Here is a 16120-nt window from a genome sequence, read left to right on the forward strand (position 1 = left end):
CGCGCGCCCGTCAGTGCGCGGGCGTCGCCTCGGCGCCCTCGACCTGCTTCGGCGTCCGCACGAACACAGCGAGCACGATGACCGCCAGCGACAGGCACGCCGCGACGAAGAAGGCGGTGTGGATGCCGGAGGCCGTGGCATCCACGACACCGGTGCCCTGCGCCGCCGACGCCGCCGCGCCCACCGTCATGAGGGTCACGAACACCGCCGTACCGGCCGCCCCCGCGAGCTGTTGGACGGTCGACACGATCGCCGAGCCGTGCGGGTAGAGGTGGCGAGGGAGCGAACCGAGGGCCGAGGTCATGAGCGGGGTGAACATGAACGCCAGCCCCAGGCTCAGCACGCAGTGCACGGCGATGACGAACCCGATCGACGTGTCCACCGACAGGGTCGCGAAGCCCCACAGGGCCACGCTCGCCACGATCGCCCCCGGAAGAACGAGCGGCCGGGCACCGAAGCGGTCGAAGAGGTTGCCGACGAGCGGCGCCATGAGCCCCATCAGCAGACCACCCGGCAGCAGCATGAGACCGGCCGACAAGGTGCCGAGACCCAGCACGTTCTGGACGTACAGCGGCAGCAGGATCAACACCCCGAAGAGCACCGTCATAGCGACCACCACGAGCACGACCGCGATGGTGAAGGTCGAGTGGCGGAACACCGCGAGGTTCAGCAGCACGCGGTCGGTCGCGCCCAGACGCAGCTGACGCACGACGAAGCCGGCCAGCGCCACCGCACCGACCACGAGCGGGACCCAGATCGGCACGAGCGCGTGTCCGCCGGCCGCCTCGCCGATGCTCGAGAGGCCGAAGATGATGCCGCCGAAGGCGAGGGCCGAGAGCACCACCGAGAGCACGTCGAGGCTCACGCGACGCGTCTCGGTGAGGTTCTTGACCCAGCGGGCGCCGAGCGCGATCGCCACGAGGGCGATCGGCACCATCACGATGAACATCGCGCGCCAGGGGAAGACCGAAAGGATCAGCCCCGAGACCGTCGGGCCGACGGCGGGTGCGACCGAGATCACGATCGAGATGAGGCCCATCATGCGTCCGCGGCGGTTCGCGGGCACCACGTTGAGCACCGTCGTGAACAGCAGCGGGATCATGATCGCCGTACCGGACGCCTGCACGATGCGTCCGATCAGCAGCACGCCGAAGCCGGGGGCCGAGGCTGCAATGACGGTTCCGAGAGTGAACAGACCCATCGCGGTGAAGAACAGGGTGCGCAGGGGGAAGCGCTGGATGAGGAAGCCCGTGGCCGGGATGACCACGGCCATCGTGAGCAGGAACGCCGTGGTGAGCCACTGGGCGGTGGCCGCGGTGATGTCGAGCTCACGCATGAGTTCGGGAAGCGCGACTCCCATGATCGTCTCGTTGAGGATCACGACGAAGGCGGCGACCACCAGCAGGACGATGACCGCACCCGGGCGGGCGGCGGTCCTTCCGGGTGGCGCGGCGGTGGGGACGGTTCCGGTGGCGACCATGAGAGACCAATCTGAGCAGTTCAAGACAAGTTGGCAGTTACTGCCAATAAGACATGGACTACTGTAGCCGATATGGAGACCGCAGCGGCACCCGCCGGCGAGGGATTACGAGAGCGTCGTCGACGCGAGACCACCCTCGAGATCTGCCAAGCAGCCCTGGATCTCTTCGAGCAGAAGGGGGTCGCCCGCACCACGGTCGACGAGATCGCCGCTCGAGCGGGAGTGTCGGCGCGCACGTTCTTCCGCCTGGCGGGCACGAAAGAAGACGCCGTCTTCATCGACGACGAGCGCTTCGTCTCCGCCCTCGCCGAGGTCGGTGCCGACGGCGACGACATCGGCACCCTCACCCGCGCTCTCCGAGACGTCTTCGCCCTCGAGCTGGCGCGCCTGCACGCGGACGCCCGAGCGCGAGAGAGGTTTCTCCGCGTGCGTCGGCTGATCGGTCACGAGCCCTCGCTGCTGGGCGCCGCCATCCGCCGCGAGACGACCTCGTCCGACCGCTTCATCCCCGAGATCGCCGCACGCGTGGGCCTGAGCGAGCTCCCCGTGCGGGCCGCCGTGGGCCTCGCGGCGCTCGAGATGCGAACCGCGCTCGACGAGTGGGCCCGCCGCGCCGACCGCGGCGAGACGGCGGACCTGCTCGCCGTGCACCGCGACGTCCAGCGGTTGCTCGGCGCCGCGGCATCCGCGGTCGGCCCGCAGGATTGACCTGCGGCATCCCGTTCCGCCGTGCCGCGCCGTCCCGCGGACGTCGTGGTCGACACGCCCGTTCGGGATGCCGGCTCCCGGCCTGTCGAGCACGGACTCCGCACGACGGCCCGCGTCCGAACCTGCCCGGGGACCTCAGGTCTCGCGTGTGATCGTGACCTTGACCTTGAGGTTGCTCTTGCCGGGGCCGGCGTAGACGCCGCGGAGCGGGGCGCACGTCGTTGTAGTCGCGGCCGCGACCCACCAGCACGTGCCGGTCGCCGATCTCGATGTTGTTCGTCGGGTCGAAGCCCTGCCAGTCGCCGGCGAACCATTCGACCCACGCGTGCGACTCCCCCGTCACCGCTTCGCCCACCTCGGCGGAGGGCTTCGGGTGCAGGTAGCCCGACACGTAGCGGGCCGGGATGCCGACCTCGCGCAGGGCCCCGATCGCGATGTGGGCGATGTCCTGACAGACGCCTTTTCGCGCCTCCCACGCGTCGACCGCCGTCGAATGCACGCCCGTGACGCCCTGCATGTAGTCGATGGCGTTGCCGATCGCCTCGGCGATCGCGTGCGCCGCGGGGCCGGGCCGGTCGTGCTGCGCGGCGATCGAGCGGGCGAGCTCCGCCACCTCGGGGTGCGGGGTCGTGCGACGGGTCTGCGTCAACTGCTCGACGGTCGTGATCGAGCGGGCGGCCTCGGAGGCCAGCTGCTCCCACGTGATGTCGGCGTGTTCGATGGGACGCGGACGCACCTCGACGAGGGAGCGCGCGGTGATCGTGAGCGCCCCGTGCGGAGACAGCACGTCGAACGCCGCCACCCGCGTGCCGAAGTAGTCGACGTACTGGTTGACCGAGGTCGACGGCTCGATGTCGAGCGACGAGCTCAGCACGAACTGGCTGTCGGTCGAGTGCGGCAGCATGCGCGCCTCGTTGTACGAGGCGACGACGTCGCCCGGGTAGACGAACCCGGTCTGGTGTTCGATGCGCAGACGTTTCATCGACGGCTCCCCGAGGTCGTCATCCGGGCAGTGGCCACGGCATCCGTCATGAGATCTCTCCGATCCAGCTCGGCTCGGCCTGCGTCGGGAAGAACCGCGAGCGGATCGCCTCCGACGCCTCCCGGGTCACCGTCTGCACGCGCTGCATGTGCTCGGGCAGCTCCGCCAGGATGTCGCTGACGGGGCGGTACTCGAGGTCGTTGCGGATCTGGCCGAGAGCCCGGAGCACCGTGTTGGAGTGACCGACGCGGTCGGCGCGCGGGTCGATGGCGCTCATGCAGTCCTCGGCACGCTGGATCGAGTAGATGATCGAGCGAGGGAAGAGCCGGTCGAGCAGGAGGAACTCCGCCGCGTTGCGGGCGCTCGGCATGCCGCGGTAGGTGCGCAGGTACGCCTCGTACGCGCCGCACGAGCGGAGGATCGTCGTCCACGACGGGCCCGAGACCTCGGTGAGCGAGCGCGTCGCCAGCAAGCGCGCGGTCATGTCGGTGCGCTCGATGCTGCGCCCGAGGGTGAAGAACTGCCAGGCCTCGTCGCGGTTCGTCGAGGAGTCGACGATGCCGATCGCGAGGGCCGCGCGCTCGCGCACCCACTGGAAGAACTCGTGCACCTTGTCGGTCTGCAGGCGCCGGGGCATCCGGGCGTTCGTGGTGTTGAGGATCTCCCACAGCTCGGTCGAGACGATCTCGCGCGCGCGCCGGGCGTTCTCGCGCGCCGCGGTGAGCGAATAGGCGATGCTCGACGGGTTCATGCGGTCGACCGCGAGACGGGCGAGGACGTCGTCGCGGCGTACGGAGTCGACGTTCTCGGGCCAGGCAGAACCCATGACGCTCAACAGCGAACGGCACGCGGTGTCCTCATCGATCCACGGGTCCTCGAGCAGCAGCTGCAGGTGCACGTCGAGGATGCGGGCGGTTCCGTCGCTGCGCTCGATGTAGCGCCCGATCCAGAACAGCGATTCGGCGATGCGACTCAGCATCCGGGCACCTCCTGCGACTGCTGCTGCTGCTCGGCCTGCGGACCGTGCTGCACGGCGGCATCCTGCTGCTGTTGCTCTTGCTGCTCCTTGCCGGAGGTCGAGCCGGGCCGCGGGTCGCGCGGCGACGTCGAGGGGGCGGGCTGACCGTCGTAGACGATCGGGATCGCCTCGGTCACCGCGGCCTGGTCGGCGACGAGTCCCGAGACGCCGTTGCCCTGCCCGTACTCCACGTGGGAGGGGGCCGAGCCGCCGACGACCCAGGTGTCCTTCGAGCCGCCGCCCTGGCTGGAGTTCACCACCAACTGCCCCTCGGGGAGGGCGACGCGGGTGAGGCCCCCGGGCAGCACCCAGATGTCGTCGCCGTCGTTGACCGCGAAGGGGCGCAGGTCGGCGTGGCGAGGGCGCATGCCGTCTTCGACCAGGGTCGGGATGGTCGAGAGCATGACGACGGGTTGGGCGATCCACCCGCGCGGGTCTGCCAGAAGCCGCTTGCGCAGGGCGTCGAGCTCGGCGGGCGAGGCGTCGGGCCCCACGACCAGGCCCTTTCCGCCCGAACCGTCGACGGGCTTCACGACCAGCTCGGGAAGACGGTCGAGCACCTCTTCGAGAGCGCCCGGGTCTTCCAGCCGCCAAGTGTCGACGTTCTTGAGGATCGGCTCCTCGGCGAGGTAGTACCGGATGAGGTCGGGAACATACGTGTAGAGCAGCTTGTCGTCGGCGACGCCGTTGCCCACCGCGTTCGCGATCGTGACGTTTCCCAGACGCGCGGCGAGCATGAGCCCGGGGGCGCCGAGCATCGAGTCGGCGCGGAACTGAAGCGGGTCGAGGAAGTCGTCGTCGACGCGGCGGTAGATGACGTCGACGCGCTGGGGGCCTCGGGTCGTGCGCATGAACACCTTGCCGCCGATGCAGAGCAGGTCGCGCCCCTCGACGAGCTCGACGCCCATGAGGCGCGCGAGCAGCGTGTGCTCGAAGTACGCCGAGTTGTAGACACCCGGGGTGAGCACGACGATGTTCGGGTCGTCGATCCCGGGCGGGGCCGAGGCGCGGAGGGCGGCGAGCAGCTTGTTCGGGTAGTCGCCGACGGGGCGGACCCGCATCGAGACGAACAGCTCGGGCAGCGTCTGCGCCATGACGCGGCGGTTCGAGATGACGTACGAGACGCCCGAGGGCACGCGCACATTGTCTTCGAGCACGCGCATCTCGCCGTGCTCGTCGCGGATCAGGTCGATGCCCGACACCTGGATGCGCACGCCGTTGGCGCTGCGGATACCCGCGGCCTGACGGTAGAAGTACTGCGACGACGAGATGAGACCCGCGGGCAGGATGCCGTCGCGTACGCAGTGCTGATTGCCGTAGGCGTCGTCGAGGAACGCCTCGAGAGCCTTGACGCGCTGCTTCACGCCGGCCTCGATGCGCGACCACTCGTCGTACGCGATGACCCGGGGCACGGCATCCAGCGGGAAAGGGCGTTCCTCGCCCGCGAAGTCGAACGTCACGCCCTGCGCGAGGTACGAGCTGGCGAGCGACTCGGTGCGCCCGCGCAGCTCTTCCTGCGTCATCTGCGCGAGCGTCTGGTACAGCTCCCGATACGCCTCGCGCGAGGGGGCGGCATCTCCGGGACTCGCCGGAACGCCGAACATCTCGTCGAACGCCGGGATGCCGGAAGCGGTCTTGCGCGGCGCCAGCGTGGAGCCGTAACCGTCGAACAGGTCACCCATGCGTCGACTCTACTCAGCGCCGTGTTGCGCACACGTTTCCCACCCGCGCGCGGCGCCGCCGCACGGCTCAGACGCCGGGGCGCAAGACCACCTTGATGCAGCCGTCCTCCTTCTTCTGGAACGTCTCGTACAGGCCCGGGGCATCTTCGAGCGGGGCGTGGTGCGTCACCAGGTCCATCACGCCGAGCGGGTCGGCGGGGTCTTCGACCAGCGGCAGCAGGTCGTCGATCCAGCGCTTGACGTTGCACTGCCCCATCCGCATGGCGATCTGCTTGTCGAACATCGTCTTCATCGGCAGCACGTCCGCCTCACCGGCGTACACGCCGCTCAACGAGACGGTGCCGCCGCGGCGCACGAGGTCGATCGAGGCGTAGACCGCGGCGAGGCGGTCGAGTCCGGCCTTGTCCATGACCTTCTGCGCGAGGGCATCGGGGAGCAGCCCCACGGCGTTCTGCGCCAGCCTGATGCCGCCGTTTCCGTGGGCCTCCATGCCCACGGCATCCACCACGGCATCCGCTCCGCGACCCTCGGTGAGATCGATCAGTTCGTCGACCACCGTGTCGGTCAGGTCGTAGGTCAGGATGCCGTGGCGCTCGGCCATCGCGCGGCGCTCGGGTTCGGGCTCGATCGCGAGCACGCGGTAGCCCAGGTGCACGCCGATACGGGCGGCGAACTGCCCCACCGGGCCGAGGCCCATCACCGCGAGCGTGCCGCCCTCGGGGACGTTCGCGTACTGCACTCCCTGCCAGGCGGTCGGCACGATGTCGCTGAGGAAGAGGTAGCGGTCGTCGGGCAGGTCGTCGCCGACGCGGATGTGGTTGTAGTCGGCCAGCGGCACGCGCAGGTACTCCGCCTGACCGCCGGGCACCTGCCCGTAGAGCTTCGTGTAGCCGAAGAGCGCCGCACCACTGCCGTACTCGCGCACCTGCGTCGTCTCGCACTGCGACTGCAGGCCGCGGCGGCACATGAAGCAGTGACCGCACGAGATGTTGAAGGGAACGACGACGCGGTCGCCGACGGCCAGGTTCGTCACGGCCGAGCCCACCTCGACGACGACGCCCATCGGCTCGTGGCCGAGCACGTCGCCTTTGTCGATGAACGGGCCGAAGAGTTCGTAGAGGTGCAGGTCGGAGCCGCAGATCGCGGTCGAGGTGATCTTCACGATCGCATCGGTCGGCTCGAGGATCTCGGGGTCGGGGACCTCCTCGACGCTCACGTTGCGCTTGCCCTGCCAGGTCAGTGCCTTCATGGTGGTGCCTCTCGTTCCGGGGGACGATCAGTCTGCGACGCGCGTGCGCGACGGCCGAGGTGGTTGACGAGCCCCCGCCCGATGCGTCAGGCGCCGGGGGCCGCCAGGGGTGGCGCATCGACCCAGGCGTGCACCCGCGCGAGGAACGCCGCGTAGCCGGCGGGCGTGCGCCCCGTGAATCGGCCGGAGGTCTCGACCTCGTGCGCATCGCTCGCCCGCTCCCGCGCGCCGAGGGCCCGAGCCGCGCCGACGAGGGCCACGTCCTCGTGCTCGATGAGATCCGGGATGCCGCCCGCCCGGGCGTACGTGCTCGCCCGCACGCCGAGGTTGGCCCCGTGGACGTTCCCGGGCGGTGCGCCCCGATGGTGCGTGGCACGCCAGTACGCGGCGTGGCGGGCGCTGAGGTCGGCGAAGTCGGGGCGGACGGTTCCGAGGACGAGGTCGACCCCGGCCTCGGCGAGGTCGAGCTGGTGCGTGATCCAGTTCGACGGCACGACGGTGTCGGCGTCGGTCATGGCGATCCACGTGTCGGCCGGACTCGCGGAGAGCGCCCCGAGCGCATGAGCGACACCGACCCGCCGCGCGGTGCCCACGCGGCGAGCGCCGATCTCGACCGCCTCGACCGGCCAGCGCCGGACCTGCGCGGCGGTGGTGTCGGTGCACGCATCGAGCACGACGACGACCGCGACATCCAGGTCGGGCGTGCGCTCCTTCGCGTGGGAGACGGCCCGGTCGACCGCTGCCAGGCAGCGCCCGATCAGGGCCTCCTCGTCGTGCGCCGGGATCACCACGGCCACCGCCCTCACGGGACGAGTCCGGACTCGGCCGCCACCGATCGCACGCCCGGGTGCGTGTACACCTCGAGCACGAAGTCCTCCTCGTCGTGCCGCACGAGGCGCACGAGGTCGCCCCGAGCGGCGAGCGCGTCGTGCACCTGGTCGCCGCTGAGCGGATACTCGGCGACCGGATGCCGCCAGTGGCAGGCGACCAGGTGACCGTCGACGCTCAGCGAGGCGGCGGCCGCCGTGAGCCCGCGATCGAGGTCGACTCCCGCCCAGTAGTACGCCACCTCCGACAGCACGACCAGGTCGAACTCGCCCTCCGGCCACGCGCTGGGAAGCGTCGCGAGGCGCAGCTCGACGTTGTCGTGCCCCGCCAGACGCGTCCGTGCGCGTTCCAGGGCCGCGGGGGCGAGATCGACGGCGAGCACCCGATCGCTCCGATCGGTCAGCTGCGCGGTCAGCGCTCCGGTCGAGCACCCCGCCTCGAGGGTCGAACGGTAGTGGCGCCGCGGGAGGGCGGAGAGGAGCACGGCGCGTTTGCGCTCCTCGTACCACCGCGAGTCGAAGCCCCAGGGGTCGTCGTGGCGGGCGTACATGTCGTCGAAGTACTCCCGGCCGACACTGGCCGCCGGGGCGGCGGGGCGCTCCGGAACGACGAAGAACTCGGCGTCGCGCTCGGCGTGCGCGCGCATTCCGGCGTGGATCGTCGCCTCGTCCCCCGGTGCTCGCGACAGCGGCTCGAGCTGACTGCGGTGCGCGTCGAGGGCGCGGGTCTTGGCCTCGCGCGCGCGGGGCTCGAGCACGAGACGTTCGACGCGGTCCCACGGCACGTCGTCAGGGCCGCCCCAGTGCCAGAGCCAGATCGGGAAGGCCAGCGAGCGCACCCCGCGGGCGGCGCAGACCTGCTCGACGATCTCGCCGACGACCCGGTGGTCGCGGTGCCCGTCTCCCCGCCACGGCGACAGCACCAGCACGCGCCGACCGGCCGCGGCGTCGAGCGTTTCGCGCAGCGCCGCGGAGACGGCATCCCGATACTCCTCCGTCCCGCCGTCCGGCAGGCCGAGGAAGATCGGTTCACCGACCAGCCCCACGATGCGCGCCGCATCGTAGAGCTCGCGGCGGCGCATCAGCGCGAGGGTCGCGGGCCCGTGGGTGGGCGAATCGGGGTGAGAGCCCTCGCCGTCGGTCACGACGAGAAGATCGACCGGGATGCCGCGGGCCGCCGCGGTCGCGAGCAGACCCGCGGCTCCGAGGCTCTCGTCGTCGGGGTGCGCGGCCACCACGATCAGATGGTCGACGTCGAGATCGAGCGGGGGCAGGTCTCGGCGAAGAGCCTCGGCCCAGACGCTCTCGTCGGTGCCGGGATCGCGATGGTCGAAGCTCACCACGCGACCGCTCCCGTCGTGACCTCGGCGCCGATTCGCGCGACGTCGCGCTCGCCGTGGTGCTGACGCAGGTAGACCTGCAGGTCGGCGACGCGCCGCGCGTGCGCCTCGTCGGCGACGAGCGGCAACGGTCCTAGCGCGTGCGCGGCCTGGACGAGGGTCGTCTCCACGGCGTCGGCGACCACGGTGCGCGCGCGGGCGGCACGTAGACCGGCGGATGCCGCACCCCCGGCCTCGAAGACCGCCGCCGTCTCGCGCAAGACGGTGCGGGCGGCCCAGAGCGCCGTATCGGCACGACCGAGATGCACGCGGGAGAGCTGGTCGGCGCGGTCGACGGCTGCAGCCGCCTGCAACGCGTCACGCAGCGGCAGGGCCCCGCCCCACCAGCACGCCGCGACCCCCACCCCGCCGTGCGCGAAGCCGGGCCGACGCAGGTACCAGCCGGGCTCCCCCACGGGGACGGCGACCGCTCCGTCGAGGTCGATCGGCGCGCTGACGACCCGGTCGAGTCCGCGGGCGTGCCAGGGGCCGGTCCGCGCGGTGACGCCCGAGGCGCGCAGGTCGAGGGCGAAGAGCTGTCGCCGTTCGTCGTCGACCCACGCGGTCACGAGCGCGCGATCGAGGTGGGCGGCGAGCGAGCACCACGGCTTGGTCCCGTGCAGTGTCCAGGTACCGGCGGAGCGTCGCGCCTCCAGGCGCGTGCCGGGCCCCTCCGCCGCGAAGACCCCCCACGACCCGCCGGGCTCGAGGTCGACGTCGATCCCCTCGCGGGCGGCCTCGTCGAGGATCGCGAGGGCGTCGAGGTGCGGCTCGAGCACGCGCGCGGCGGCCACGTCGCGCGCCGAGACCGAGGCCAGCAGCTCCCAGGTCGCGCCGAGAGAGCGCGGCGGGGTGACGGTCGTCGCCCAGGCCAGGGTCGCGGCGATGCCGCGGCCGGGCACGTCGACGGCATCCATGCCCGCCAGCGCCTCGCGGACATCGTCGAGGTCGGGGGCGTCGTCGGACAGGAGAGGAGGGGATGCCGAATGGTCGCGGTACTTCACCGCGTCAGTGTGGGGATCGCGGAGACTTTCGGATAGAAGCTTGACACCGCCCTCCGTCTGCGACCCCGTGCGGCGACGGGTGCCGGTTGCCTGTGAATATCGCACGCGCGGCGCCCGGGTGCCCGGGGCTCCCTAGGCTCCCTTCGTGACCCCCGCATCTTCCCGCCGCCGTGATCTCGCGGCGATCGTCGCCTCGATCGCCGCCACCGTGTTCGGCGCCGGCCTCGGCGAGCTCGCCGCGGCGGTCGTCTCGCCCACCGCGAGCCCGTTCGCCGTCATCGGCGGGGGCATGATCGACCTCGCCCCGGCCTGGGCGAAAGACTTGGCCATCGACCTGTTCGGCACGGGCGACAAGGCGGCCCTGCTCGTGGGGATCGCGGTACTGCTGCTGATCGTCGCCGGGGTCGCCGGAGTTCTCGAACGGCGCAAGGCCCCGTGGGGGCGGGTCGTCCTCGTGGCGCTCGGCGTGATCGGCGCGGTCGTCTCGATGACGCGGGCGGATGCCGGGACACTGTCACCCCTCCCGTCGCTGGTCGCGGGAGCCGCCGCCGCTCTGGTGGCCGGGCTGCTGGTCGCCCGGCTCCGGCGACGGTCGACGAAGGCCCCGACCGACGACGGCGTCTCGCGGCGCAGCGTCCTCGCGCTGTCGGGGGTGGCCGTCATGGCCGGCGCCCTCGCCGCCGTCGGATCCGTCGCGGTGAGCGGGGGCGCGCGCGCCGTCAGCGCGGTGCGCTCCGCTCTGCGCCTGCCCTCGCCCGCGACGACCACGCCCGTCCCGGCCGGAGCCGACCTCGGCATCGACGGGCTCGGGCCGATCATCACCGCCTCGTCGGACTTCTACCGCATCGACACCGCCCTCGTCGTTCCGCAGGTGGACCCCGCGACCTGGACCCTGCGCGTGCACGGCATGGTCGAGCAAGAGGTCGTGCTGCGGTGGGACGACCTCGTCGCTCTCCCCCAGAAAGAGACCGTCGCGACCCTCGCGTGCGTGTCGGACGAGGTGGGCGGGTCTCTCATCGGCAACGCCCGCTGGCTCGGCGTTCCCCTTCGCGACATCCTCGAGCGGGCGAAGCCGACGGCCGAGGCCGACATGGTGCTCTCGCACTCGGTCGACGGGTTCACGGCATCCACTCCGCTCGAAGCCCTCACCGACGGCCGCGACGCCCTGCTGGCCATCGGCATGAACGGCGAACCCCTGCCGATCGAGCACGGCTTCCCCGTGCGGATGGTCGTGCCGGGCCTGTACGGGTACGTTTCGGCGACGAAGTGGGTGAGCGAGCTCGAGGTCACCCGCTACGACCGGGCCGAGGGGTACTGGACCTCGCGCGGCTGGTCGGAACGCGGACCCGTCAAGCTGCAGTCGCGCATCGACGTGCCCCGGTCGGGCGCTCGAGTGGGTGCGGGCGACACCGTCATCGCGGGCGTGGCCTGGCAGACGCACGTGGGCGTCTCGGGCGTCGAGGTGCAGATCGACGACGGCCCGTGGCAGGCGGCGACCCTGGCGACCGCGATCTCGGCCGACACCTGGGTGCAGTGGAGCCTGCCGTGGAACGCCACGAGCGGATCGCACACGATCCGGTGCCGGGCGATCTCGGCCGACGGTCAGACGCAGACGAGCGACGTGGCCGCCCCCGCCCCCGACGGCGCGACAGGCTGGGACGAACGCACGGTCTCGGTGGCCTGAGCGCGGTCGGAGGCGCGACGCCCGTCCGCGGCGCGACGGCCCGTGTCCCACTTCGTGCAGAAGATCCGCACGGGGTCCGCACGAAGTGGGACACGCACGCCTCGGCGCGGGCGCGGGCGCGGGGCCGTCCGGCGCTCAGGCCGACAGCACGTGCCGAACCTGCTCGACGGCCCAGTCCAGCTCGGTCGCGCGGATGGTCAGCGGCGGCGCGATGCGGATCGTCTGACCGTGCGTGTCCTTGACGAGCACGCCACGCGTCAGCAGCTTCTCGGCCACCTCGCGCCCGGTGCCGTACGCGGGGTCGATGTCGACGCCCGCCCACAGGCCCGCGATGCGAACGGTCGTGACGCCGTTTCCGACCAGCGATTGCAGCGACGCCTCGAGGTGCGCCCCCAGCGCCTTCGCGCGGGTCTGGAATTCTCCGGATGCCAGCATCTCGACGACACGCAGGCCCACGGCCGCGGCCAGCGGGTTGCCGCCGAAGGTCGAGCCGTGCTCGCCGGCGCGGATGACGCCGAGCACGTCCTCGTTCGCGACCACGGCCGACAGGGGCAGGATGCCGCCTCCGAGCGCCTTGCCGAGCAGATAGACGTCGGGCACGACGCCCTCGCGATCGCACGCGAACGTCTCGCCCACTCGTCCCAGACCCGACTGGATCTCATCGGCGATGAAGAGCACGTTGTTCTCGGTGCAGATCTCGCGGACCCGCTGCAGGAACCCCTCGGGCGGGAGCACCACACCGGCCTCGCCCTGGATGGGCTCGAGCAGCACGACCGCGGTGTTCTCGTCGATCGCGGCGGCGATGGCATCCGCGTCGCCGTAGGGCACGTGCACGAAGCCCGGCGCATAGGGACCGAAGTCGTCGTGCGCCGTGGGGTCGTCGCTGAAGCCGACGATCGTGGTGGTGCGGCCGTGGAAGTTGCCGTTCGCCACGATGATCGTCGCGGCATCCGGGGCGATGCCCTTGGTGCGATAGCCCCAGGCGCGCGCGAGCTTGATCCCGGTCTCGACGGCCTCGGCGCCGGTGTTCATCGGCAGCACGAGATCTTTGCCGCAGAGCTGCGCGAGCGCGGCGGCGAAGGGACCGAGACGGTCGTTGTGGTACGCGCGACTGGTGAGAGTCAGGCGCTCGAGCTGCTCTCGGGCGGCGGCGAGGATCGCCGGGTGTCCGTGGCCGAAGTTGAGCGCCGAGTAGGCCGACAGCAGATCGAGGTACCGCTTGCCCTCGATGTCGGTGACCCAGACGCCCTCGGCGCGCGAGACCACGACGGGCAGCGGGTGGTAGTTGTGGGCGAGGTGCGCGCCCTCTTCGGCGATCAGACGAGCGCCGAGGTTGTCGACGGTGGTGCTCATCGCGAACCGCCGCGCAGCTCCAGCGTGCAGCACTTGATGCCGCCACCGCCGAGCAGCAGCTCGGACAGGTCGACCTTCACGGGGGTGTATCCGCGCTCGCGCAGCTGCGCCTCGAATCCCACGGCGCGGGGGGAGATGATGACGTTCTTGCCGTCGCTGGCGGAGTTCAGCCCGAACACCGCACCGTCGCTGTCGGACACGCGGATGGCATCCGGGTAGCGCTCGCGCAGGATCGCCTGGCTCCGATCGTCGAACGCGTTGGGGAGGTAGGCGATGTTCGCCTTCTCGACGCCGCCGGGGCCCTCCACGGGATCGAGCACGGCGATCGCGGTGTCGAGGTGGTAGAACCGCGGGTCGGTCAGCGTCAGCGACACGACCTCGCGCGAGAAGACCTCGCCCACCTCGCGGTGACTGTCGCCGGTGGAACGGAACCCCGTGCCGGCGAGGATCGTGTCGCCCACGAGCAGGAAGTCGCCCTCGCCCTCGTTGACCTCGACCGGCTCGGCGACCTCGAAGCCGTTCGCGGCGAACCAGTCGATGAACGCGGGGGCCTCGGCCGCGCGCTCACGGAAGCGGAACTTGGGACCGTACGCGACCCCGTCGATCACGAAGCCGCCGTTGGCCGTGTAGACCATGTCGGGCAGTCCCTCGAGCGGGTCGATCAGCTCGATCTCGTGCCCGAGCTGCGTGTAGGTGTCGTAGAGCGACTGCCACTGCCGCACGGCGAGGTTCGTGTCGGTGGGCCGCGAGGGCTCCATCCACGGGTTGATGCTGTAGCTCACCGTGAAGTGCTCGGGGCGGCACATGAGGTACCGACGGTGCTGCTGCACGCGCTCGCCGGGCGTGACCTCGGCGGGGGTGGCGACGGGGGTAGCGGACATCTCTGCTCCTCGGAGGAAAGGTGCGGCGGACGCTGTCCTGGGGCTCGGTGGCCCTTCGAACCCGCGCGGCACCCATCAGCTGCATGTGGCGCCGTGCGGGGAAAGGTCGGTCCGAGCACGCCGGTGTCATTGTCGCACGCGTGTGCGCGCGGAGGCGAGCGGCGCGACGCGGCGGTCCGCCCTGCCGCCGGTGGTCCCGCGAGAAAGACGGGCGTCGCGCCTTGCGCGCGCGAAGAGGGTCGTCCCGCGAGACCCGCGTCCCTCAGCCCGTGCGCCGCAGCGACAGCGCGATCCACGCGACGGGCGGGAGGGACACCGACAGGATGCCGTTCACCAGGCGCGTCTCGACCGCCCGCGGCCGCACCCGCTCGGGCTCGTCGAGGGTGTTCGCGGCACCGGGGTCGTCGTCGTGGAGGAGGTGGGTCTCGACGACCTCCACCTCGCCGAGGGCGCTGACGTCGATGTCGACGGCGACGGGGTGTTCGAGCCCCCTGTGGACGACGAAGACCGCGGCGGTTCCGGCCTCGTCGTCGACGGTGGCCACGGCATCCACCGCGGGAACCGTCCCGTAGCGGGCGGTGTCGAGCGTCGGGGCCTCGAGGGGCAGTCGCACCGCTCGCCCTCGAGCCAGGCGCGAGCAGATCGCGAAGGGGAAGAAGGTCGTCTGGCGCCAGGCGGGGCCGCCGGGCTCGGTCATGATCGGCGCGATGACGTTCACGAGTTGAGCGAGAGACGCCGACGCCACCCTGTCGGCATGCTTCAGAAGCGAGATGAGCAGACTGCCGAAGACCACGGCATCCAGGACGGAGTACACGTCTTCGAGCAGGCGCGGGGCGATCGGCCAGTCGTCGATGGCGGTGGGTTTCACGGCATCCACGCGGTCGATGTACCAGACGTTCCACTCGTCGAACGAGATGCCGATGCGCTTCGTGCTGCCGCGCGCCGCGCCGACGTGGTCGGCGGTGGCGACGACCGCCTCGATGAAGCGATCCATGTCGACGGCGGAGGCGAGGAAGGATGCCGCGTCACCGTCGTGCTCCTGGTAGTAGGCGTGGCACGAGATCATGTCGACGTCGTCGTAGGTGTGCTCGAGTACCACCCGCTCCCACTCGCCGAAGGTGGGCATCTGCGCACCCGACGAGCCGCACACGACGAGCTCGATCGAGGGGTCGAGCTGGCGCATGCCCTTCGCCGTGCGGGAGGCGAGCTTTCCGTAGTCGTCGGCGGAGCGGTGGCCGAGCTGCCACGGACCGTCCATCTCGTTGCCGAGGCACCACACGCGCACGTCGAACGGTGCGGCGCGGCCGTTGTCGATGCGCTGCTGCGAGAGCGCCGAACCACCCGGGACGTTGGCGTACTCGAGCAGGTCGATCGCCTCGAGCGTGCCGCGCGTGCCGAGATTGACCGCGAGCATGAGGTCGCTGCCGACGGCCTCGAGCCAGTCCGAGAACTCGTGCAGGCCGACCTCGTTCGTCTCGGTCGAGTGCCACGCGAGGTCGAGGCGACGAGGCCGCTCGGCGCGGGGCCCGACGCTGTCCTCCCACCGGAAGCCCGAGACGAAGTTGCCACCGGGGTAGCGGATCGTCGAGACCCCGAGTTCGCGGACGAGGGCGATCACGTCGCGGCGGAACCCGCGCTCGTCGGCTTCGGGGTGGTCGGGCTCGTAGAGGCCGTCGTAGACGTGGCGGCCGAGGTGCTCGACGAACCCCCCGAACAGGCGCCGGCGCACGGGGCCGATCGCGAAACGGGGGTCGACGGTCAGTCGGGCAGCGGTCATCGGTGCTCCTCGCGGTTTCGACGACGGTACCCCGGCGCGGGCGCCGCGCTAAACGTTTTCGAAACCCCGCGGAGGCGCCGTACCGCCGAGGGCGCG

12 protein-coding genes and 1 pseudogene are annotated in these 16120 nt (G+C 71.3%); 2 read left to right on the forward strand and 11 right to left on the reverse strand.

The genetic code is table 11. The features are described from left to right. Positions 1-10 precede the first annotated feature (10 nt). The gene (locus tag QE416_RS03360) at positions 11-1480 is read right to left on the reverse strand and encodes an MDR family MFS transporter (protein WP_307313475.1); all 1470 of its coding nucleotides are present in this window, start codon (positions 1478-1480) and stop codon (positions 11-13) included. A 72-nt stretch (positions 1481-1552) separates the two neighbouring features. Here QE416_RS03360 and QE416_RS03365 point away from each other — a divergent pair, with 72 nt between their 5' ends. Continuing rightward, positions 1553-2188 carry a TetR/AcrR family transcriptional regulator gene (locus tag QE416_RS03365; protein ID WP_210076093.1) on the forward strand — a complete coding sequence of 212 codons (636 nt, stop codon included), beginning with the start codon at positions 1553-1555 and terminating at the stop codon, positions 2186-2188. 135 nt (positions 2189-2323) lie between these two features. Here QE416_RS03365 and QE416_RS03370 read toward each other — a convergent pair. The 7 genes and pseudogenes from QE416_RS03370 to QE416_RS03400 form a co-directional block, all read right to left on the reverse strand. Continuing rightward, positions 2324-3170 (reverse strand): annotated as a pseudogene (locus tag QE416_RS03370) (transglutaminase N-terminal domain-containing protein). A 46-nt stretch (positions 3171-3216) separates the two neighbouring features. After that, entirely contained in the window at positions 3217-4149 is a 933-nt protein-coding gene (locus tag QE416_RS03375; protein ID WP_115917012.1) for an alpha-E domain-containing protein, read from the reverse strand. Further along, positions 4143-5870, reverse strand: coding sequence for a circularly permuted type 2 ATP-grasp protein (locus tag QE416_RS03380; protein ID WP_267788365.1), 1728 nt, complete (start codon positions 5868-5870; stop codon positions 4143-4145). Before QE416_RS03380 ends, QE416_RS03375 begins: the two co-directional genes overlap by 7 nt. A 67-nt stretch (positions 5871-5937) precedes the next feature. Next, the gene (locus QE416_RS03385) at positions 5938-7119 is read right to left on the reverse strand and encodes a zinc-dependent alcohol dehydrogenase (protein WP_307313482.1); all 1182 of its coding nucleotides are present in this window, start codon (positions 7117-7119) and stop codon (positions 5938-5940) included. Positions 7120-7205: 86 nt separating this feature from the next. Further along, on the reverse strand, positions 7206-7916 hold the full coding sequence (locus QE416_RS03390) for a glycosyltransferase family 2 protein (RefSeq protein ID WP_307313486.1): 711 nt from the start codon (positions 7914-7916) through the stop codon (positions 7206-7208). 5 nt (positions 7917-7921) lie between these two features. Next, positions 7922-9289: a PIG-L family deacetylase gene (locus QE416_RS03395; RefSeq protein ID WP_307313487.1), complete on the reverse strand. Its 1368-nt coding sequence runs from the start codon at positions 9287-9289 to the stop codon at positions 7922-7924. Beyond that, entirely contained in the window at positions 9283-10329 is a 1047-nt protein-coding gene (locus QE416_RS03400; RefSeq protein ID WP_307313488.1) for an acyl-CoA dehydrogenase, read from the reverse strand. Before QE416_RS03400 ends, QE416_RS03395 begins: the two co-directional genes overlap by 7 nt. Positions 10330-10474: 145 nt before the next feature. Here QE416_RS03400 and QE416_RS03405 point away from each other — a divergent pair, with 145 nt between their 5' ends. Then, complete coding sequence (locus tag QE416_RS03405; RefSeq protein WP_307313489.1) at positions 10475-12013, forward strand: molybdopterin-dependent oxidoreductase; 1539 nt, start codon at positions 10475-10477, stop codon at positions 12011-12013. Between the two features lie 135 nt (positions 12014-12148). On the opposite strand, the gene rocD is transcribed toward QE416_RS03405, so the two are convergent. The 3 genes from rocD to QE416_RS03420 all read right to left on the reverse strand — a co-directional run bounded on the left by rocD (position 12149) and on the right by QE416_RS03420 (position 16024). Then, on the reverse strand, positions 12149-13366 hold the full coding sequence (gene rocD / locus QE416_RS03410) for an ornithine--oxo-acid transaminase (protein WP_307313491.1): 1218 nt from the start codon (positions 13364-13366) through the stop codon (positions 12149-12151). Beyond that, positions 13363-14247, reverse strand: a complete 885-nt coding sequence (gene ddaH / locus QE416_RS03415; RefSeq protein ID WP_210076079.1) for a dimethylargininase — start codon at positions 14245-14247, stop codon at positions 13363-13365. Before ddaH ends, rocD begins: the two co-directional genes overlap by 4 nt. 262 nt (positions 14248-14509) lie before the next feature. Continuing rightward, the gene (locus tag QE416_RS03420; RefSeq protein WP_210076077.1) at positions 14510-16024 is read right to left on the reverse strand and encodes an alpha-N-arabinofuranosidase; all 1515 of its coding nucleotides are present in this window, start codon (positions 16022-16024) and stop codon (positions 14510-14512) included. Positions 16025-16120 lie beyond the last annotated feature (96 nt).

The sequence above is a fragment of the Microbacterium sp. SORGH_AS_0421 genome, assembly GCF_030818635.1.
Classification (GTDB): Bacteria; Actinomycetota; Actinomycetes; order Actinomycetales; family Microbacteriaceae; genus Microbacterium.